Source organism: Bacillus hominis, assembly GCF_030348325.1.
Lineage (GTDB): Bacteria > Bacillota > Bacilli > Bacillales > Bacillaceae_G > Bacillus_A > Bacillus_A hominis.
Genome location: NZ_JAUCFS010000005.1, coordinates 1,212,756 through 1,232,279 on the forward strand (window position 1 = coordinate 1,212,756; position 19,524 = coordinate 1,232,279).

General features: G+C 34.6%; 18 protein-coding genes and 1 tRNA gene. 16 read left to right on the plus strand and 3 right to left on the minus strand.

Annotated features, from left to right (window positions below):
• Positions 1-16: 16 nt before the first annotated feature.
• From QUF93_RS08525 to QUF93_RS08550, 6 genes are all read left to right on the plus strand, one after another.
• Positions 17-196 (plus strand): hypothetical protein, encoded by a 180-nt coding sequence (locus tag QUF93_RS08525; RefSeq protein ID WP_289358474.1) that lies wholly within the window; start codon positions 17-19, stop codon positions 194-196.
• Positions 197-275: 79 nt separating this feature from the next.
• The gene (locus tag QUF93_RS08530) at positions 276-821 is read left to right on the plus strand and encodes a hypothetical protein (RefSeq protein ID WP_289358475.1); all 546 of its coding nucleotides are present in this window, start codon (positions 276-278) and stop codon (positions 819-821) included.
• A 168-nt stretch (positions 822-989) separates the two neighbouring features.
• On the plus strand, positions 990-1,586 hold the full coding sequence (locus QUF93_RS08535; protein ID WP_289358476.1) for a hypothetical protein: 597 nt from the start codon (positions 990-992) through the stop codon (positions 1,584-1,586).
• A gap of 216 nt (positions 1,587-1,802) precedes the next feature.
• Complete coding sequence (locus QUF93_RS08540) at positions 1,803-3,524, plus strand: DUF262 domain-containing protein (RefSeq protein ID WP_289358477.1); 1,722 nt, start codon at positions 1,803-1,805, stop codon at positions 3,522-3,524.
• Positions 3,525-3,534: 10 nt separating this feature from the next.
• Complete coding sequence (locus QUF93_RS08545; protein ID WP_289358478.1) at positions 3,535-5,658, plus strand: DUF262 domain-containing protein; 2,124 nt, start codon at positions 3,535-3,537, stop codon at positions 5,656-5,658.
• A 410-nt stretch (positions 5,659-6,068) separates the two neighbouring features.
• Positions 6,069-6,347, plus strand: a complete 279-nt coding sequence (locus QUF93_RS08550; RefSeq protein WP_289358479.1) for a hypothetical protein — start codon at positions 6,069-6,071, stop codon at positions 6,345-6,347.
• Between the two features lie 406 nt (positions 6,348-6,753).
• Here QUF93_RS08550 and QUF93_RS08555 read toward each other — a convergent pair.
• Positions 6,754-6,826: transfer RNA gene (locus QUF93_RS08555), tRNA-Val, on the minus strand.
• A gap of 695 nt (positions 6,827-7,521) precedes the next feature.
• On the opposite strand from QUF93_RS08555, the gene QUF93_RS08560 reads away from it, so the two are divergent.
• From QUF93_RS08560 to calY, 6 genes are all read left to right on the plus strand, one after another.
• A complete protein-coding gene (locus QUF93_RS08560; protein ID WP_002117229.1) occupies positions 7,522-7,749 on the plus strand; it encodes a hypothetical protein in 228 nt (75 codons plus the stop codon).
• A 155-nt stretch (positions 7,750-7,904) separates the two neighbouring features.
• On the plus strand, positions 7,905-9,191 hold the full coding sequence (locus QUF93_RS08565; protein ID WP_289358480.1) for a D-alanyl-D-alanine carboxypeptidase family protein: 1,287 nt from the start codon (positions 7,905-7,907) through the stop codon (positions 9,189-9,191).
• Between the two features lie 202 nt (positions 9,192-9,393).
• Complete coding sequence (gene sipW / locus QUF93_RS08570; RefSeq protein ID WP_289375260.1) at positions 9,394-9,963, plus strand: signal peptidase I SipW; 570 nt, start codon at positions 9,394-9,396, stop codon at positions 9,961-9,963.
• Between the two features lie 60 nt (positions 9,964-10,023).
• Positions 10,024-10,611 carry a TasA family protein gene (locus QUF93_RS08575; RefSeq protein ID WP_289358481.1) on the plus strand — a complete coding sequence of 196 codons (588 nt, stop codon included), beginning with the start codon at positions 10,024-10,026 and terminating at the stop codon, positions 10,609-10,611.
• Positions 10,612-10,770: 159 nt separating this feature from the next.
• Positions 10,771-11,532 carry a DUF4047 domain-containing protein gene (locus tag QUF93_RS08580; protein ID WP_289375262.1) on the plus strand — a complete coding sequence of 254 codons (762 nt, stop codon included), beginning with the start codon at positions 10,771-10,773 and terminating at the stop codon, positions 11,530-11,532.
• A gap of 449 nt (positions 11,533-11,981) precedes the next feature.
• Positions 11,982-12,578 (plus strand): biofilm matrix protein CalY, encoded by a 597-nt coding sequence (calY, locus tag QUF93_RS08585; protein WP_289358483.1) that lies wholly within the window; start codon positions 11,982-11,984, stop codon positions 12,576-12,578.
• A gap of 69 nt (positions 12,579-12,647) precedes the next feature.
• On the opposite strand, the gene QUF93_RS08590 is transcribed toward calY, so the two are convergent.
• Positions 12,648-12,971, minus strand: coding sequence for a helix-turn-helix domain-containing protein (locus QUF93_RS08590; protein ID WP_000578889.1), 324 nt, complete (start codon positions 12,969-12,971; stop codon positions 12,648-12,650).
• 78 nt (positions 12,972-13,049) lie between these two features.
• Positions 13,050-13,184 (minus strand): anti-repressor SinI family protein, encoded by a 135-nt coding sequence (locus tag QUF93_RS08595; protein ID WP_289358484.1) that lies wholly within the window; start codon positions 13,182-13,184, stop codon positions 13,050-13,052.
• A 341-nt stretch (positions 13,185-13,525) separates the two neighbouring features.
• On the opposite strand from QUF93_RS08595, the gene inhA1 reads away from it, so the two are divergent.
• The 4 genes from inhA1 to potB all read left to right on the plus strand — a co-directional run bounded on the left by inhA1 (position 13,526) and on the right by potB (position 19,523).
• The gene (gene inhA1, locus QUF93_RS08600; protein WP_289358485.1) at positions 13,526-15,913 is read left to right on the plus strand and encodes a M6 family metalloprotease immune inhibitor InhA1; all 2,388 of its coding nucleotides are present in this window, start codon (positions 13,526-13,528) and stop codon (positions 15,911-15,913) included.
• A 171-nt stretch (positions 15,914-16,084) separates the two neighbouring features.
• On the plus strand, positions 16,085-17,452 hold the full coding sequence (locus tag QUF93_RS08605) for an aldehyde dehydrogenase (protein WP_289358486.1): 1,368 nt from the start codon (positions 16,085-16,087) through the stop codon (positions 17,450-17,452).
• A 242-nt stretch (positions 17,453-17,694) separates the two neighbouring features.
• Positions 17,695-18,678, plus strand: coding sequence for a spermidine/putrescine ABC transporter ATP-binding protein PotA (gene potA, locus QUF93_RS08610; RefSeq protein ID WP_002117249.1), 984 nt, complete (start codon positions 17,695-17,697; stop codon positions 18,676-18,678).
• Complete coding sequence (potB, locus tag QUF93_RS08615) at positions 18,675-19,523, plus strand: spermidine/putrescine ABC transporter permease PotB (RefSeq protein ID WP_002117250.1); 849 nt, start codon at positions 18,675-18,677, stop codon at positions 19,521-19,523. The genes potA and potB overlap by 4 nt, the downstream gene beginning before the upstream one ends.
• Position 19,524: the final 1 nt, after the last annotated feature.

Below are 19,524 nucleotides of genomic sequence, written 5' to 3' on the forward strand. Positions count from 1 at the left end.
TAAGAAGGAGACTCATATGCAGACATTAACCTCATATTCGTGGTCGTTAAGAAAAATATTTGTCTTTTTCTTTGCAAATATTAATATATCGCTTTGGTTATCGCTTATGACTTTTAATCGGAGCATATGGATGGTAGCAGGACTTTATGTACTTGGAGTAATTGTTATTGTTTTTTCGAATATGAATAAGAGATAACCGGCAATCTTAAAGTTGCTGGTTTTTCTTCTCATATTTATAATGAAGAAACAAATTTTTAATAGAGAGTAGTGGCGTTATGAAATGGAAAGCAGGAACTTTTGAAAAATTAGAAACGAATGACTCATCTATTGAGCAATTAATACATACATTCAAAGAACAAAACCTACATGGTGGAGCAGTTATAAGGTGTTTTAAAGTACATAACGAAAATTTTTTCAAAGAAATACCGCATGGAGAAGATGGACACGAGCACTTTTTCAGAAGAATCTTCAACTCTTTAGATATAATTAATAACATAGAAGAGTTAAAAATACATACATCAGAAAAATATAAGTTTCATTTTAAAGAACATCAGGCAGTCATGCTTGATGGTAGCATTGCCGCTCAAATTTTGTGGGGCGGAGCATATGTAGAATTTCAAGAACGTCCGGTTGTCGCCAAGCAATTAGCAGTCAATGTATGTCAATACATGTTTCAAGATCGATACGAAGATATTAGAGTATTTGAAAGTGATTGCCCTTGGACAGATTGGTTTTACGATGTTGCATGGGATGTTACTTGGATGTTGTTAGATAGTAAGGAGCATAAAATGTGGTTAATTTGTGCGACGGATACGGATTGATGGGAGAATGTATAAGTAGAGCCTTGTAGAAATGTTGCAAGGCTCTTTGTTTGTCTGGAAAGAATAGAAAACAAATCATATAAATGATATACTAAAAAATGTTTGTAATGTCAGTTTCATACTATTGTATAGTGTTGACTTACTAGAAAAGATAAGAGGAGAATGAATGTGAAAAAGATAAAGAAATTATTGCTGTTAATGATGGTAGTAGGATTAACAGTTGGTGTTCTAGCAGGATGTGCAAATCCGAAAGACTCTGTAGAAGAATTTTTAACAGCGATACAAAAAGATGATTTAGAAAAAGCTCGTACATTTGTTGAAAGTGATAAAGAGTTCAGTAAACTAAATGAAAAAACAGATGATGCTGACGGAAAAGCGATGCTAAGCGCAATTACGAAGGGCTTTAAATTTGAAAAGCTAGAAGAAGTATCAAAAAAGGATGACAAAGCAGAAGTTAAAGTGAAAGTTACATCTGTTGATTTATCTGTTGCCGTAACAAAAGCAATGGGAGAAGTTATGCCAATGGCCTTCGCTAGTGCCTTTAGCGAAGACAAAGAGCAATCCGAAAAAACGATAGAAAAAACAATGACATCAACTATCATCAAAAACTTAGCGGATAAAGATGCAGCAATGGCAACTCGCGAAGTTACATTGAACTTAAAGAAAAACAAAGATGGCGACTACAAAATCGTAGCTGATGACAACCTACAAGAATTGTTATTTGCTAATGCGAAGTCTTTGGAGAAGATGTTTGGTGGGAAGTAATTTAATTTTGATAGAGGAAATAGAAATTCAGAGATAGTATAATAAATTAGAAAGAGACGTTAGTAAAACGTCTTTTTTTATTTCTTTAAAGTTTATTAATTTACCAAAATAAGGTCTGATTTTTTGTGAAGAGGAAAAATTTAGTGTTAAAAGATTTTTTAGTAATAGAAGATAAAAGAGAAGAAATTTAAATAATGCTGAAGGGGAGTGTATGTTTTGACCGTTTTAATTCCAAAGAGTGTTGGAGAAATAATGAAAGAACATGTTCATTTTTGGATTCCTGCATATCAACGAGGATATCGTTGGACATCGTTACAAGTAACAGAGTTATTAGATGATATTTGGGAATTTCATCAGATGGATCCGAAAAAAGAAGATTTTTATTGGTTACAACCCATTGTAGTAAAAGAACAGGAGAAGGGGATAGAAGTTATTGATGGGCAGCAACGTTTAACGACAGTATTATTAATCGTGAAATATATTCAATCTCTAATTCCTTTTTATGAAGAAACAGGGTATACGATGTTATATGCAACAAGGCCAGAAAGTGAAAGATATATTGCGAATATAAAAGCTGGAGATGTAAAGCGGAACGAAAATATAGATTTTTATCATATGTATAATGCATACGAAACAATTGGTAATTGGTTTCAGCGACATGAGGACAAGAATGCACCAATTCATATTTGGCAGCGATTGACCGATCAAGTAAAGGTACTTTGGTATGAACTTGATAAAGGCTATGATCCTATTAACTTATTCACGCGAATTAATATCGGGAAAATCCCGTTAACAAATGCAGAATTAATTAAAGCTTTATTTCTGAGCAAAAATAATTTAGGTCCAGACATAACGCAGCATAAGTATTTAAAAATGAAACAAGTAGAATTGGCAACTCAATGGGATGCAATAGAAACCCATTTGCAAAATCCAAACTTTTGGTATTTTTTACAGTCAACACAAGGGAAATATGAAAATCATATTGAATGGTTGTTTGAATTAGTGGTTGATAATTTTGCTCAAACAATTGATATGGATACTTCCTATCGTACGTTTCATGCATTCCACGATGAGATAGAGCGCCGTACTGAACAAGGGGAAATGCGATATGAAGTAGTAGAGACAATTTGGTCTGAAATCCAAATTTTATATTATCAATTGAGTGAATGGTTTGAAAATCGTGAGTTGTATCATCTGATTGGATATTTACTTAATACCTCTGATCAGATTCAGAGTATTTTACAAGATGCGAAGTCGATGAAAAAAGATGAATTTGTAAAATCTTTATATAAAAGGATTAAAAACCGTTTACGTAATTGGAATGTTTCTGAACTTAGTTATGATCTAGAGCGTTCCAAGGTGAAAGAAATTTTAGTCTTACATAATATTATGACGTTGCAACGAGATCAACATTCTAAGCAACGTTTTGATTTTGAGCGTTTTAAAAATGAAAAGTGGGATATTGAACATATTCATGCGCTACATAGTCAAGTACTGGTGAAACGAGATGAACAGCTTTCATTTATTCAAGATTCTTTAGTTTATGTAGAGGATGCAGTATTTCAAGAAGAACTAAAAAAATATGAAATGTCATTGTTGAAAGATGAAATAGAAGCAGAAAAGTTTGAAAAAATTCAACAAAAAATTACTGATTACTTTGGTGAAGGGTATTCAAATCATATCTCGAATTGCACGTTATTGGATGCGAAGACGAATCGTAGTTATAAAAATGTGATTTTTCCGAAAAAGAGAGAGGAAATTATTTTACGTGATCAAAATGGAGTGTACATTCCAATTTGTACTAAAAATGTATTTTTAAAATATTATAGTAAACAAACGAAACAGATTCATCATTGGAATCAAGAAGATCGTAAGGCATATATGAAAAATCTAGGGGATGTTTTGAAACCTGTTTTAACAATACCAATAGAGAGCTAGGTGATATAAGATGCAAAAATCAAAGGTGTTTTCTTTTTGGGAGTTAATTGACAAATATTATATTACAATCCCAATTATTCAGCGTGATTATGCACAAGGAAGAGAAGGAGCACAACATATACGAAGTGAGTTTTTACGTGTGCTGTTTGATGCACTTCAAACAAATAATCCTACAGAGTTAGATTTCATTTATGGAACGGTGAATGAAATGGAGCAATTTGCTCCGCTAGATGGACAGCAACGCTTAACGACATTGTTTTTATTACATTGGTATTTTGCTTTAAAAGAAGAAAAATTGGCTGCAAATCAAGAAATATTTCAAAAGTTTTCTTATGAAACACGCCTAAGTAGTAAGCAGTTTTGTAAACTACTAGTCTCACTAACAGATCTTGATTTAACGAAAACATCATTATCAAAACAAATTTATAATGAAGCGAATTTTTATTACGGATGGGCTCATGATCCAACAGTTTTGTCGATGCTAACGATGATAGATCTGATTCACGAGTTTGCTAGTAAACATAATCTCCCTAGTGGGATATTTGGAACTCTCACAACTAAAGCGCCAATAACATTTCAATTTATTGACTTAGATTTATTCCATTTGGAAGATACGCTATATATTAAAATGAATTCAAGAGGTAAACCACTTACACCATTTGAAAATTTTAAAGCACGTTTTCAGCAGTATCTAGAAAGTATCCATACAGTGAATGAAAAAGATATTTTGGAGAAAATCGATACAGCTTGGTCCGATTTTTTTTGGAAGCATCAGCACAAAAGTTATGATGAGTCCTTTTTACACTTTTTTTATGCGCTCCTTTATAATCAGTTAGCACGTCATAACGAAAATCGTAATCGACTCTTTGTAGCTATTAACGGAGAAGAAGCTATTCGATTTGACGAATTAGCAAATGTATCTATCGACGATGAAGCCTGGATTAAGAATATTGAAGTAACAATGAATATGCTATGCAGTGATGAGTTATTTAACCAACAGACAGTTATTGATATAAAGAAGCTTATTACACAAACAATTACAGGTCAGTTGAATTATACTGAGCGTGTGCAATTATATGCAATTGTATCCTATATTAGTCTCTTTAATAATGATCTTGCAAGCTTTGAGAGATGGATGCGTTTTATTCGTAATGTAACTGTGAATACGGTTTATAATCGTGTTGAAGATTTTATGCAGTCAATCCAAACGATCGATATGCTCATTACACAAGCACAGGATATAAATTCTTATTTAGTTGACCCTTCGATAAAGTTAACAGGATTTTTAGGAGCTCAGATCACCCAAGAACAAATTAAGGCGCAATTAATACGTAGTAATCAACAATGGGAAGAAATACTGTTTAAAGCGGAAGACTATAGTTATTTTGAGGGAGATATTGGTTTTCTCCTCCAATTTAGTAATATGGATGATAATGACGTAGCGAGTTTTGCGCAGGACGATCATAGAGAAAAACAAGAAATCTTCGTGACTTACTATGAAAAGTCTATTGCTATTTTTGGATCAACTAAGCTGAATGTACCAACAAATTTATTAAGTAGAGCACTACTTACCTTCGGAGATTATTTAATACAAGCTGGACAAAATCGTAGTTTCTTAATTGAAGGATTTGACCGTGATATTAGTTGGAAACGTTTTTTACGTCATGAAAATGTATCGTATTTGAAAGAACTATTAGATGAAGTAGAATTACATTCAATCCAAGCAGATTTACAACGAATTATTAATGAAAGTGATGTAATGGATTGGAGACGATATTTTATTAAATATCCGAGCATTTTAGAGGAACGATGTGGAAAGAGACGCTTTATTCGATTTTATGAGGATAAGGATATTCTACTTCTTGATACTACGATGACGAGCGGCTATTGTCAGGAATATTACAGCTATGCAATATATGCAGGATTAAAACAACTAGGAATTGCTTGTAGCTATATAGATTCAATTGGAGCATTGAATGATAAATATGTACAACTTGGCAACGGAGGATACAGATTGAAATTTATCGAGAAACAGATGTATATTTATGATGAAAATGATCATGTAATTGCTGAACCTCAGCATTTTGATGAAGCGCTAGAGAAAATGAGTGAGTTAGCGGGGATTAGTATATAGATTGGATATAAAAAAGAGGCTGTCCCAAAAGGTATTTTTGGGGCGGTTTTCTCATGTATTATGTTGCTGATAGTAGTAGCTATACCGGTATGTGGGGAAATGTGTGATAAGAATTACATTATAATGTTGGAGTTTAGGAAGATTCTAATAATAAACAGTACTGAATTTCTTTATTAGAATTCTATTGAAGTGGAGAGCTAGTGAATATGGAAGAACAAGAAACGCTAGAAACTCTAAGAGAGCAACTACACCTAGATTAATCATACTATTTTTACATCATTGGTAAATTGTTATATTATAGTGATTGAGAATTATTATTGCGATAAAATTAATGCTGTGAAATTAAAAAATAAAAAGGAGTGTTTAGGATTAAAAGATTATTATTAATTGTTCTAAGTATAATTCCCATTATGTTAGTTGGTTGTTCCTCTAATTCAACATCCGATGATGCCGAAAATATTGACAAAGGAAGCATTGTAGTAGCTATTCAGGAAGTCGTTAAACAAAATGAAGGTATTGATAATGTCGATTGGCCTTGGGACTATGATGATTATAATATTGTAGATAATGGAGATAACACCTACGATACATCCGGGCAATTTACTTGGCAAGATAAAATATATAATTTTAATATAACGGTAGAAGATACAGGAAGTACTATTAAAATATTAAACTATAATGTTTATTAAAGTTAGTAATAGATATCATCTAGTATATTATTAGTAAACATTAAAATTTTATGTGGAAATTTGAATTAATCCCTTCAAAAATCCTACTTAGCCAGCTTCATTTTATGAATAGGATTTTCTTTCTGGGTAAGAAGGTCCTTATGTTGCAGATAGTTAAAGAAAATCTTTAGCTAGTGAAACTTTGTGTTTCTTGTGACTACGTTGTCTTTCTTGTTCGTTGGCGATACACGAGATAGCTTTTAACCGTTGCCTCTCGATTTTATAGAAACAAAAAAGAGGGCTACCCCTGAGCCAGCTAATTAGCTGACTAGAAGTAGTCCTCTTTTAACTTGTGGTGTCTGATGGAGACCTCCACAGTTTTAGCTTTTGAGAATGTCCTATCAAGCCTTGATACTATTGAGTTTTATGACCCCGGAGAGGCTCGAACTCACGACCTCCACCCTGTCAAGGTGGCGCTCTCCCTGCTGAGCTACGGGATCTTCAATAATGCTTATGTAATAGCATTTTTAATCATTATGCTAAAGTAATTATATATAATTAACTGAAATTTTACAATATTTTTATAGTAATCTTTTAAAGGGAAAGTATTTGGAATTACGCTAGTAGTGTATTCGGGAATATATAATAAGAAGAGATTTTAATAGCAAGCTGGTTTTGAATAAAGCGGTTATGTTTTCCGATACCAATCCAAAGGACCTTCGTCACTCAAATCAACTAGAAAAGGGAATAAGAAGTGTAAAGGTAAGCTTATAAGTTCTGGCATGGCATTCAATGTTTTCTTTGATATATATTGTCGTCCAAGACAATACGGACAATCTTTTTCAAATGTTATGAGTATCGACTATACATCTTTTATTTTCCACTTCGTTTTACAATACGTACAACGCGCCATGGAGTTCCTCCTCATTTTTAGTATTTTTTAATATATTCCATTTAATTGTACGAAAGCCAAGTGTATTTGATGTGATAAAATGTAAGTTGTGTTGTTTTTATACGGATGTATTTAGTAATGTATGACAAATTGTATAACGTGTGATGGCTATGTAGAATAAGAGATTTTCATTTTTAATATGCAAATTGGCCAATATATCCTTTTTACAATTTTCAAGAAATCATGTATAAAAGAAGTACAAGATTTTTATAAATATTCAGGAGTAGAGGGAGAATAATTGTAATGGTAAGAAAAACGTTTAAAATGCGTGTGTCTAGAAATAGAACGATTTCGATTAATGGTTCGATTCTTGATGTGGATGTGACGCATGATGAGTTTTTGCACGAGTTTGTTGAGTGGGTCGATTCTAAAGGTTGGTCGTTTATGGGTATGACGGATGAGATTACAGCCGAGGAAGCTGGGCAAAAGTTAATAGATTCGTTGATTGATGAGAAGGATAAGAAAGAGTAATTCCTTCTTATTTTTTATTGTATATTTATGTTCTTCATCGTAAAAGTGTGATATAGTAAAAAATAGTGAATATTCTTCCAATTTAATACAAATTACATATAGATTGGTAGAGTTATTTTGTAGAATGTGAAAGTAAAGGGAAAAGGGAGAGTCATATGGTAAATTTTAAGAAAATTTCGGTTTTTGTTATGGTTATTTGTTTATTTTTTTTGACACCTATGACGTTATATGCTGAGACGAATATTGGAGTAAATCCGGAGCAAGTGGCACCGCCGCCTGCCGAAGGGCCGAATGTTTTTAGTCAGTTTGCGACTACGATTGATGCGAAAACAGGAGATGTGTTGTATGACAAAAATGCACACTATCGTGCGTTTCCTGCTAGCATGACGAAAGTGTTAACGGCAATTTTACTGATGGAGCATACGAAACCAGAGGATCAATTTACGTTTTCACAATTAGCATTAGATCAAGAGAAGAGTAATTATCAAATTGAGTTTCAACCTGGTGAGACTATTAATAGAAATACCGCACTTATGATTTTAATGGTGCTGAGTGCGAATGATGTGTCGTATGCGATTGCGGAGCGTATTGGAGGAAGTGTTGAAAATTTCGCTAATATGATGAATGAAAAGGCGAAGCAATTAGGGGCTAAAGATAGCCATTTTGTAACGCCAAATGGATTGCATGATCCAAATCATTATACGACGCCATATGATATGGCAATGATTACGAGAGGTGTGCAAAAGTATCCTGAAATTTTACAAGCGATGAATACGAAAAGAACGACGGTTACGACATCTACGCAAACAGTGTCTATTTTTAATAAGTCTACTTATTTTGAAAATCCATATAGCATTGGTGGTAAGACAGGGTTTACGAATGAAGCGCGCAATACGCTCGTTTTATTAAATGAGAAAGACGGAAACCGTATTATAAATGTAGTAATGGCTTCTCAAAGACCTGAAATTTATGAAGATTTGAAGCAGATGGCGGAATATTCTTTTGGGCAATTTACGAAGCAAACTGTACTAGATAAACATAGTTGGCATCAAAAGACAACGTATTTAAATAAAGATGTTGATTCTGAGCTCGAAAAAAGTGCTGAGCTTATGCTAAAGAAAGATGAAGGAAAAAATGTAAAAACGGCTTTTCGGGTTAATCCAGTGGATAAAGAAGCTTTGTACCAAAAAGGAATTCATCGCGGTGAAGTAGTTGGTGCGGTAGATATTATAAAAAATAATCAAACGATTGCGACTATAAATGTTCTTTCAAAAGAAGATGTTACTTTTGCGATGCCTAAAAAAGATACAGTTGCACCTGAAGTAAAGGAATCCAATGTGAAAGTGATAAGTGTTGGGATAGGTGCTATTGTATTATTTGGAGCCATTTTATATGTAGTGCTGCATCGAAATAAACAAGGAATGAAATCAGAAGAAAAATAAATTGCTAGTATGGAGACTGTGATGAGATTTTGTCACGGTCTTTTTTCTGCTCATATACCCTTACGAAATAACTAATAATTGTAAATTTTCTTATTGCATTTCTATATTGTTCGTTATATTATTTACTTGTGTTCTCGTTAAAGAACTAAGGTGGATATTGCATACTTCAAATAATATAAAACAACGGAGAGGGAGAGAGACGATGAAATTAATTTGGAAGGTGATTAGCAACGTTATCTCATTTGTTTTATTTGCGGTAATGGTTTGTTTAGCTTTTGTAGTTATTTCTTCAAAAGCGAGTGGTGGTGATCCAACAGTGATGGGATATCAATTTAAGAGCGTTCTTTCAGGATCGATGGAACCAACATTTTTAACAGGATCAATCATTGCGATAGAGCCAACGAAAGATGGTTCTAAATATCAAAAAGGTGATGTTATTACCTTTAAAGAGAAAGATGACAAAATTGTCACTCACCGTATTATCGGTGTGAAAGATACAAATGGAAAAGTAATGTATGAAACAAAAGGGGATAACAACAACGGACCAGATTTAGCACCAGTACTTGCAGAGAATGTAATCGGAAAGTATGCAGATATTACAGTTCCATACCTTGGTTATGGACTGAATTATGCGAGTTCAAAAGCGGGAGCAGCATTACTTCTTATTATTCCAGGAGTCTTTTTACTTGGTTATTCCGCGTTTTCTATTTTGGGCGCTATTCGTAGCATCGACGGAGAAAAGAAAGATAAAAAAGTAGAACAATCTGTCTAGTTCGTTTGGTTATACTTTCCGGTAGGAAGTTAACAAATATATATTATGGGGGATTTGGACATGACTTTAAAGAAAAAATTAGGAATGGGTATCGCATCAGCAGTACTAGGAGCAGCATTAGTTGGTGGAGGAACGTTTGCATTCTTTAGCGATAAAGAAGTGTCAAATAATACATTTGCGGCTGGTACGCTTGATTTATCATTAAATCCATCAACAATTGTTAATGTAGCAAACTTAAAACCTGGTGATACAATTAAAAAAGAATTTAAATTAGACAATAAAGGTACATTAGATATTAAAAAAGTGCTATTAAAAACAGAGTATACTGTAGATGATGTGAAGAAGGATAATAAGGAAGACTTTGGTAAGTACATTAAAGTCATTTTCTTGAAAAATATTGACAAGGACGATACAGTTGTAAAAGAAACAACGTTAGATAAGTTAAAAGATGAACTAGTTACTGCATCGGAAAATGATATTTCTTCATGGTTCTGGGGAGAGAAAGGTATTAAAGCAGGAACTTCTGATAAGTTTGCAGTGAAATTCCAATTTGTGGATAACAATAAAGATCAAAATGAATTCCAAGGCGATAAGTTACAATTAAAATGGACGTTTGAAGCACAGCAAGGCGATGGCACAGAGAAATAATAATGACAATAAAAAGAGACTATCAAGTGGTAGTCTCTTTTTGTGTTAAAAGAGAAATGTAAAAAGAAACATAATTTTTATATCATTTTGTAATTCACTTTATTATAATAAAGTTATAGTTCTTGATAAAGAACAAGTTGTTCGATAGGAGAGATTAAAATGCTGAAGACACCTCGCAAATTCAAAAAGATGCTTATATTGCCATGTTTGTGTTCTATTACTTTTTATTTAGGTTCTCAAATGATGACTTATACAGAAGCAGCTTTCATTCATGAAACGAAAGTGCAGGCTACTATTTCTACAGCAAGTATATTTCCAAAAACAGTTGATCAGTTGACAGAACAAGCTAAACAACATAAGGAAGTTATTTTGCATGAGTATGAAGAGATGAAATCGAAATTAACTTTCACTTCTACTCAAGAGTTAGAGCAGGTGCTTGTTGCATGGAAGCAAGGGCGTGAGAAAATAGCTGCTGAGAGAGAGTTGTTACAAAAAGTATATGAATCAATAGAAAATCCTTATAACAAAGCGAAAGAAGAGTTAAAGGAAAATGAAAGTGAATCTAATAAGCAAGTATTCTCGTATGTGAATGCTGGTTTTCATATAGTTAAAGAAAACTGTGAGTATGTTGATAAAGAGGTTAATTTGCAGGTGATTGATAAACAAATTCAAGCTTTTGAGAAATTATTAGTAGATGAAACAGCAAAGCAAGTGAATGAGGCAGAGAAGCAAAAGAAATTAGAAGAGAGTAAGAAACTGGAAGAAGCGAAAAAGCTAGAAGAGAGTAAGAAGCAAGAAGAAGCGAAAAAGCTAGAAGAGAGTAAGAAGCAAGAAGAAGCGAAAAAGCTAGAAGAGAGTAAGAAGCAAGAAGAAGCGAAAAAGCTAGAAGAGAGTAAGAAGCAAGAAGAACAGAAGAGATAGGAATAGTAAGTAAAATACAGCAGCATTTCGGAAGAAATAAATACAATCATAAGACAAATAGGTGAGAGAGAACTACTACTTATCTATTTGCTTTGTTTTTCTTATTTCACTATTCGTGGTATAAGACCTTCACCCAAAAATTTAACGAATGCGAGGAAGTTAGTTGGCAGCCCACCACTTGGTGAAGGTTAATAATCAGTGGGGGATGAACAAAACCCCCACTGATTAAAGTTTCACTTTATTTCTCAATAACTTTCTGAAAAAAGAGAAAAATGTTGAGAAATAAAAATAATCAAAAAATACATTGTACTTATATAGTTTTGTTCGTTATAATGAACTTAAGGTTTTTGAAAAAGAACAAATATTAGCTAAGCTAATATAGTTTTAGTTACACCTCTTATTTTGAAATAAGAGATAAAAATACAAAAAACAGCTAGGGGGAATTGATTGTGAGTCTGAAAAAGAAATTAGGTATGGGAGTTGCATCAGCAGCATTGGGTTTATCTTTAATTGGTGGAGGAACATTTGCATTCTTTAGCGATAAAGAAGTGTCAAATAATACATTTGCAGCTGGGACGTTAGATCTTACATTAGACCCTAAAACGCTTGTAGATATTAAAGATTTAAAACCAGGGGATAAGGTTAAGAAAGAGTTCTTATTAAAGAACAGTGGTACGTTAGCGATTAAAGACGTTAAATTAGCGACAAAGTATACTGTTACAGATGCAAACGGTAATAATGCTGGTGAAGACTTTGGTAAGCATATTAAAGTGAAATTCCTTTGGAATTGGGATAAGCAAAGTGAGCCTGTATATGAAACAACTTTAGCGGATTTACAAAATGTAGATCCAGATCTTTTAGCTAAAGACATCTTTGCTCCTGAGTGGGGAGAAAAGGGTGGATTAGAGGCTGGCACAGAGGATTACCTATGGGTACAGTTTGAATTCGTAGATAATGAAAAAGATCAAAATATCTTCCAAGGCGATTCATTAAACTTAGAATGGACATTCAATGCTAACCAAGTGGCTGGCGAAGACAGAGAATAAATCAAAAAGCGGGTATCCCCCGCTTTTTTTTATAAAGAAAAAAGGAGTGCTATATGCACCCCGTATGTATTATTTTTGATTTTTCTTCCATTGTGTAAATTCGAGAAATTCACGAAACTGTTCTTTTGAGACACCGGAGCTCATCGCATCTTTAACGAGTTGTGTCCATTCGGAGTCTAGATGACTTTCCGTTGTTGTTTCATCATGAAGTAAAGTATCAACTGGAATTTGTAGAACAGCTGCAATTTTTTCAAGAAACTGAATGGAAGGGTTTTTTTGTAAATTTCGTTCTATAGAACTAATGTAAGATTTAGCGACACCAGCTTTTTCGGCGAGTTCTGTTAGTGAAATGCCTTTTTGTAAACGAAGGCGTTTTATACGTTCTCCAATCATATTTGCGCACCTTTCTATCAATATGTAGTCGTCTTATGATGTGATTATTATAACATAAAATTCGCTAAAAAGAACGAGCTATTGAGCCGGGCTCGTATGCTTCATACGTTGGAAAAAGTGTTCGATATCTTGCAGGGCAATGCCAGCATCTAGAGCCTCAAGTATTAAATCAATCCATTCTTGATCTAGTGAGTCAGCCTTATCTTTGTACAAATGTAATTCCTCCCTAATTATTGGTCATAATTGCTGCTACATAGTAGACGATAATTAACCAAATTTTATATTTTATGTGTCAAATTATCGAATATTGTGTAGATGAAACAAAGATAAAATCCCCATTAAATTCCCTCTATGGAAATTATAAGTTTTTTGTCAAAACTTTTCAATATTTTCAGAAAACATTGTTGAATTGTGATATATTCGTATGCTAACTATGAAATTTTTACAAATATATTAAAAAAATTACATAATGTGACTAAATATTGAAAATATATCGAATATTTAATAAAATCAAATATGTAATACATATTTGATTTTAGGGGAGGAAATAAGGGATGATAAAGAAACCATTTAAAGTGTTATCAACAATTGCTTTGACAGCTGCTTTAGGCCTTTCGTTTGGCGCTGGAAGCCAGTCTGCGTATGCAGAAACGCCTGGGGATAAAACAGCTACAAGCCCAGTTGATGATCACTTAATCCCAGAAGAGCGATTAGCAAATGCGCTAAAAAAACGTGGGATAATTGATTCATCTGCTTCAGAGACAGAAACAAAGAAAGCTGTTGAGAAGTATGTAGAGAAGAAAAAGGGAGAAAATCCTGGAAAAGAAGAGACAAATGGGGATCCACTTACGAAAGAAGCATCTGACTTTTTAAAGAAAGTGAAAGATGCAAAAACAGATACGAAAGAAAAATCAGAGCAACCAGCAAACGGGACTGTAGCAGGAACAAGTCCAGTTAGAGGCGGCTTAAATGGGAAAGTGCCAACTTCACCTGCTAAACAAAAAGAATATAACGGTGAAGTTCGTAAAGATAAAGTACTTGTTTTGCTTGTAGAGTACGCTGATTTCAAACATAACAATATTGATAAAGAGCCTGGTTACATGTATTCCAACGACTTTAATAAAGAACACTATGAAAAAATGTTATTCGGTAACGAGCCGTTTACACTAGATGATGGAAGTAAAATTGAAACGTTTAAACAATATTATGAAGAGCAATCAGGTGGTAGCTACACAGTGGATGGAACAGTTACGAAATGGTTAACGGTTCCTGGTAAAGCAGCTGATTACGGTGCTGATGCTGGTACAGGTCATGATAATAAAGGACCAAAAGGACCACGTGATCTAGTAAAAGATGCATTAAAAGCAGCTGTAGATAGCGGACTTGATTTATCACAGTTTGATCAGTTTGATCAATACGATGTAAATGCTGATGGAAATAAAAATCAACCGGACGGTTTAATTGATCACTTAATGATTATTCATGCGGGCGTTGGACAAGAAGCAGGCGGGGGTAAATTAGGTGATGATGCAATTTGGTCACATCGCTGGACAGTTGGACCAAATCCATTCCCAATCGCAGGTACACAAGCGAAAGTTCCATATTGGGGCGGAAATATGGCAGCATTCGACTACACAATTGAACCAGAAGATGGCGCAGTTGGTGTATTTGCACATGAATACGGCCATGATTTAGGTCTTCCAGATGAGTATGATACACAATATAGCGGTAATGGTGAGCCGGTTGAAGCTTGGTCTATTATGAGTGGCGGAAGTTGGGCTGGTAAAATCGCAGGAACAACGCCAACGAGTTTATCACCACAAAATAAAGAATTTTTCCAAAAAACAATAGGTGGTAACTGGGCAAATATCGTAGAGGTAGATTACGAGAAATTAAATAAAGGTATCGGTCTAGCAACATACTTAGACCAAAGTGTTACGAAGTCAGATCGTCCAGGTCTGATTCGTGTTAACTTACCAGATAAAGAGGTAAAAGGAATTCAGCCTGCATTTGGTAAACAGTATTACTACAGCACAAAAGGTGATGACCTTCATACAACGATGGAAACGCCACTATTCGATTTAACGAAAGCAACGACTGCAAAATTCGATTATAAGTCATTGTATGAAATCGAAGCAGAGTACGATTTCCTTGAAGTACACGCTGTAACAGAAGATGGACAAAAAACGTTGATTGAAAGAATTGGTGAGAAAGCAAATAGTGGAAATGCAGCTACGACAAATGGAAAATGGGTTGATAAATCATATGATTTAAGTCAATTCAAAGGTAAGAAAGTGAAACTAGTATTTGAATATATTACAGACGGTGGATTGGCGTTAAATGGATTTACACTTGATAATGCGTCACTAACTGTAGATGGAAATGTTGCATTCTCTGATGATGCAGAAGGTACACCACAATTCAAATTGGACGGTTTCGTTGCATCTAACGGAATGGATAAGAAAAAGCATAACTACTATGTAGAGTGGAGAAACTATGCGGGTTCAGATAACGCATTGAAATTTGCTCGCGGTCCAGTATATAACACTGGTATGGTTGTATGGTATGCGGATTCAGCTTACACAGATAACTGGGTTGGCATACATCCAGGACATGGTTTCCTTGGTGTAGTTGACTCTCATCCAGAAGCAATTGCAGGAACTTTAAATGGCAAACCAACATTTAAAAGCAGTACGCGATTCCAAATTGCTGATGCGGCGTTCTCATTCGACAAAACGCCAGCTTGGAAAGTTGTATCTCCAACGCGTGGCACATTCGTATACGATGGATTACCAGGAGTACCGAAGTTTGATGACTCTAAAAAGTATATTAATGAGCAAATTCCAGATGCAGGACGTATTTTACCGAAGCTTGGTCTGAAGTTTGAAGTAGTAGGACAAGCTGATGATAACTCTGCAGGTGCTGTTCGTTTATACCGTTAATACAGTAAAACTACCGAGAGATTTTCTTTCGGTAGTTTTTTTGTGAGCAATGAATTTTATATAAAGGGAAAAGTTATATATAATGTAACTTTAAGAATAGAAATTTGTTACATATGAAGTCTATATAAATAATGAAAGAATTGGATAAAAATAGTGGGAGAAGGTGAATGAATGAGTGTTTCTTCTATTGTAAGTAAACAAAAGGGATATTTTTTTAAAGGGCATACGAGAAGTATAGAAACGAGAAAGAATAATTTAAGGAAGCTTTATGATGGAATTCAGCGTTTTGAAGAAGAGATATTTCAAGCTTTGAAATTAGATTTAAATAAATCAGTTCACGAATCGTTTACAACAGAAATTGGATATGTATTAAAAGAAATTTCTTTTCAATTGAAACATATTTCATCGTGGAGTAAACCGAAGCGTGTTCGAACAGCGCTCACTCATTTTGGGTCAAAGGGAAAAGTAATACCAGAACCGTATGGTGTGACGCTTATTATTGCACCGTGGAACTATCCGTTTCAATTAGCAATTGCACCACTTGTAGGAGCATTGGCAGCTGGCAATACAGTCGTTTTAAAGCCGTCAGAGTTAACGCCAAACGTTTCAAAAGTGATTGTGAGAATGTTAGATGAATTATTCCAAGAAGAGCTTGTAGCGGTAGTAGAGGGCGGTATTGAAGAGAGTACAGCTTTGCTGAGGGAACCATTTGATTATATTTTCTTTACTGGTAGTGTGGGTGTTGGAAAAGTTGTGATGGAAGCAGCAGCGAAAAAGTTAACGCCTCTTACGTTAGAACTTGGTGGTAAAAGCCCATGTATTGTACATAAAGATGCAAAAATAGATGTAACCGCAAGACGTATCGTTTGGGGCAAGTTTTTGAATGCTGGTCAGACGTGTGTAGCGCCTGATTATATGTATGTCCATTCTTCCGTAAAAGAACAGTTAATCGAGGCATTACGACATGAAATTACGGAGCAGTATGGGGAAAACCCGCTGAACAATGAAAGTTACGTACGAATTGTGAGTGAGCGTCATTTTGAACGGTTATGTACATTTTTGAAAGATGGTAAAACCGTAATTGGTGGGAATTATAAAAAAGAAACGTTGCATATTGAACCGACAGTAGTAACAGACATTACATGGCAAGATGCGGTTATGGAAGATGAAATTTTCGGTCCGATTTTACCAATTGTAGAGTATGACAACATAGAAGAGGTAATTGACACAATTCAGCAACATCCGAAGCCGTTAGCGTTATATGTATTTTCTGAAGATAAAGAAATGCAAAAGAAAGTGACGAGTAATATTTCATATGGCGGAGGCTGTATTAATGATGTTGTGTATCATCTTGCAACGCCATATTTGCCTTTTGGGGGCGTCGGAAGTAGTGGATTAGGTAGTTATCATGGGGAAGAAAGTTTTCGGACTTTTTCACATTATAAAAGCATTTTAGCCCAATCTACGGCATTCGATATGAAAATTCGTTATTCTTCTACAAAAAGTGCTTTAAAATTCATACGAAAGTTGTTAAAATGATGATGGTGTTTATCAGTAGGCGTAGCCGTATGATAATAACCCCTTCGCAATGGAAGGGGTTTTTCTGTTCGACGTTATGTATCATGCGAAAATGAATCAAACATACTACATAAAGAATAGAAGCGAACGCTTGTTAAATAATCATTTTTGTTTGGATCGAAACAAAAAATAGTCTATAGAACATAAATAAATATTTATTCATGAATATAAAAATTAAAATTTAAGGTAGATAGGACGGGAAAATGAAAAAGATTATTAAAGTTGAAGCAGTAGAAAAACATTTTGGAAATCAAGTGATTATCCCCCCTCTTTCTTTAGATATTAAAGAAGGAGAATTTTTAACAATTTTAGGACCGAGTGGTTGCGGGAAAACGACTTTACTTCGTATGATTGCAGGATTTGAAACGCCAACTAAAGGGAATCTTTTATTAGATGATGAAAAGATTAACGATTTGCCGCCATACAAGCGTCATATGAATTTAGTGTTCCAACATTACGCACTATTCCCACATATGAATGTTGAAAAAAATATTTGTTTCGGTATGAAAATGCAAAAAGTATCAGCAGCAGAACAGAAGGAACGTGCGGAAGAGGCGATGCGTTTAACGCAGTTACTGGAGTTCCGTAATCGTAAACCTTCGAAGCTTTCTGGTGGACAGCAGCAGCGTGTAGCAATTGCAAGAGCAATTGTAAACAACCCACGTGTATTACTATTAGATGAACCACTTGGAGCGCTTGACTTTAAGTTAAGAAAAGATTTGCAACGTGAATTGAAAAACTTACAACGTAATTTAGGAATTACGTTCATATATGTAACGCACGATCAAGAAGAAGCGATGAGTATGAGTGATCGTATTGTTGTTATGAATAAAGGGCATATCGAACAAGTCGGCACGCCTAAAGAAATTTACAATCAACCGAAAACATTGTTTGTTGCGACGTTCATCGGTGAAAATAATATCGTGAAAAATGGGGAAAACTACGTAGCAGTTCGCCCTGAGAATGTAAAAGTTCGCTCGGTTGAAGAGCCAATTTTAAAAGAATACCACCTTGGGCATATTGAAGATATTGAATTTGTTGGAAATATGGAAAAGCTATATGTACGTGAGGAGAAAACAGCGGAATTACTAATGGCATACCAAACTGCTGAAGAAGCAACGCAGTGGAGCATTGGAGATAATGTATATGTAGGTTGGGAGCAAGAGGACGAGGTGACCTTAAATTGAAGAAAGGGAAATTACTCGCATTACCTACAGTCGTATGGCTGTTACTCTTCTTCCTAATTCCACTTCTGTTCGTATTAGCATTTGCCTTCATGCAGCGTGGAGCATACGGGACAGTGGAGATGAAATTTACATTAGATAACATAGCGCGTGTGTTTGATCCATTATATATGGGGACGTTATGGGAAACAGTGAAGATAGCTGTTATTACTACAGTTCTATGTTTATTAATCGGTTATCCATTTGCCTATACAATTACAATTGTTGATCGTAAATATCGTTCTATTCTTTTATTATTGGCAACGATCCCGTTCTGGATTAACTTCCTTGTTCGTTCATACGCATGGATTGTTATTTTACGTTCACAAGGTCTTGTAAACACATTGTTATTGAAACTAGGTATTATTAGTGAACCTTTAAATTTACTATATAATACACCTTCTGTAATACTCGGAATGGTATATTCTTTATTACCATTTATGATTTTACCAGTGTATGCGGCAATTGAGCAGCTGGATAAGCGTAAGCTAGAGGCGGCTTATGATTTAGGGGCAACACCAGCAAAGGCATTTTGGAATGTAACAGTACCGATGACGATGTCAGGGATTGTTACTGGTTCTATTTTAGTATTCGTCTCTTCTATCGGAATGTTTGTTGTATCAGACGTTATGGGTGGATCGAAAGTAGCGTTAATCGGAAACGTAATTCAAAATCAATTCTTAGGCTCGCGTGACTGGCCGTTTGGTTCCGCGTTATCTCTGATTGTTGTTCTATTCTCTGTTCTGTTAATTTACTTATATTATCGTGCAACGAAAATATATAAATATGATGGAAACGGAGGGGAATAGG

Excerpts from the sequence above, each read along its gene's own strand:
- QUF93_RS08525 (WP_289358474.1), top strand. The coding sequence starts at position 17 with ATGCAGACATTAACCTCATATTCGTGGTCGTTAAGAAAAATATTTGTC.
- QUF93_RS08565 (WP_289358480.1), top strand. The coding sequence starts at position 7,905 with ATGGTAAATTTTAAGAAAATTTCGGTTTTTGTTATGGTTATTTGTTTA.
- QUF93_RS08605 (WP_289358486.1), top strand. The coding sequence starts at position 16,085 with ATGAGTGTTTCTTCTATTGTAAGTAAACAAAAGGGATATTTTTTTAAA.
- sipW (WP_289375260.1), top strand. The coding sequence starts at position 9,394 with ATGAAATTAATTTGGAAGGTGATTAGCAACGTTATCTCATTTGTTTTA.
- QUF93_RS08545 (WP_289358478.1), top strand. The coding sequence starts at position 3,535 with ATGCAAAAATCAAAGGTGTTTTCTTTTTGGGAGTTAATTGACAAATAT.
- QUF93_RS08560 (WP_002117229.1), top strand. The coding sequence starts at position 7,522 with ATGGTAAGAAAAACGTTTAAAATGCGTGTGTCTAGAAATAGAACGATT.
- QUF93_RS08550 (WP_289358479.1), top strand. The coding sequence starts at position 6,069 with ATGTTAGTTGGTTGTTCCTCTAATTCAACATCCGATGATGCCGAAAAT.
- QUF93_RS08590 (WP_000578889.1), bottom strand. The coding sequence starts at position 12,971 with ATGATTGGAGAACGTATAAAACGCCTTCGTTTACAAAAAGGCATTTCA.
- QUF93_RS08575 (WP_289358481.1), top strand. The coding sequence starts at position 10,024 with ATGACTTTAAAGAAAAAATTAGGAATGGGTATCGCATCAGCAGTACTA.
- QUF93_RS08530 (WP_289358475.1), top strand. The coding sequence starts at position 276 with ATGAAATGGAAAGCAGGAACTTTTGAAAAATTAGAAACGAATGACTCA.
- inhA1 (WP_289358485.1), top strand. The coding sequence starts at position 13,526 with ATGATAAAGAAACCATTTAAAGTGTTATCAACAATTGCTTTGACAGCT.
- potA (WP_002117249.1), top strand. The coding sequence starts at position 17,695 with ATGAAAAAGATTATTAAAGTTGAAGCAGTAGAAAAACATTTTGGAAAT.
- QUF93_RS08580 (WP_289375262.1), top strand. The coding sequence starts at position 10,771 with ATGCTGAAGACACCTCGCAAATTCAAAAAGATGCTTATATTGCCATGT.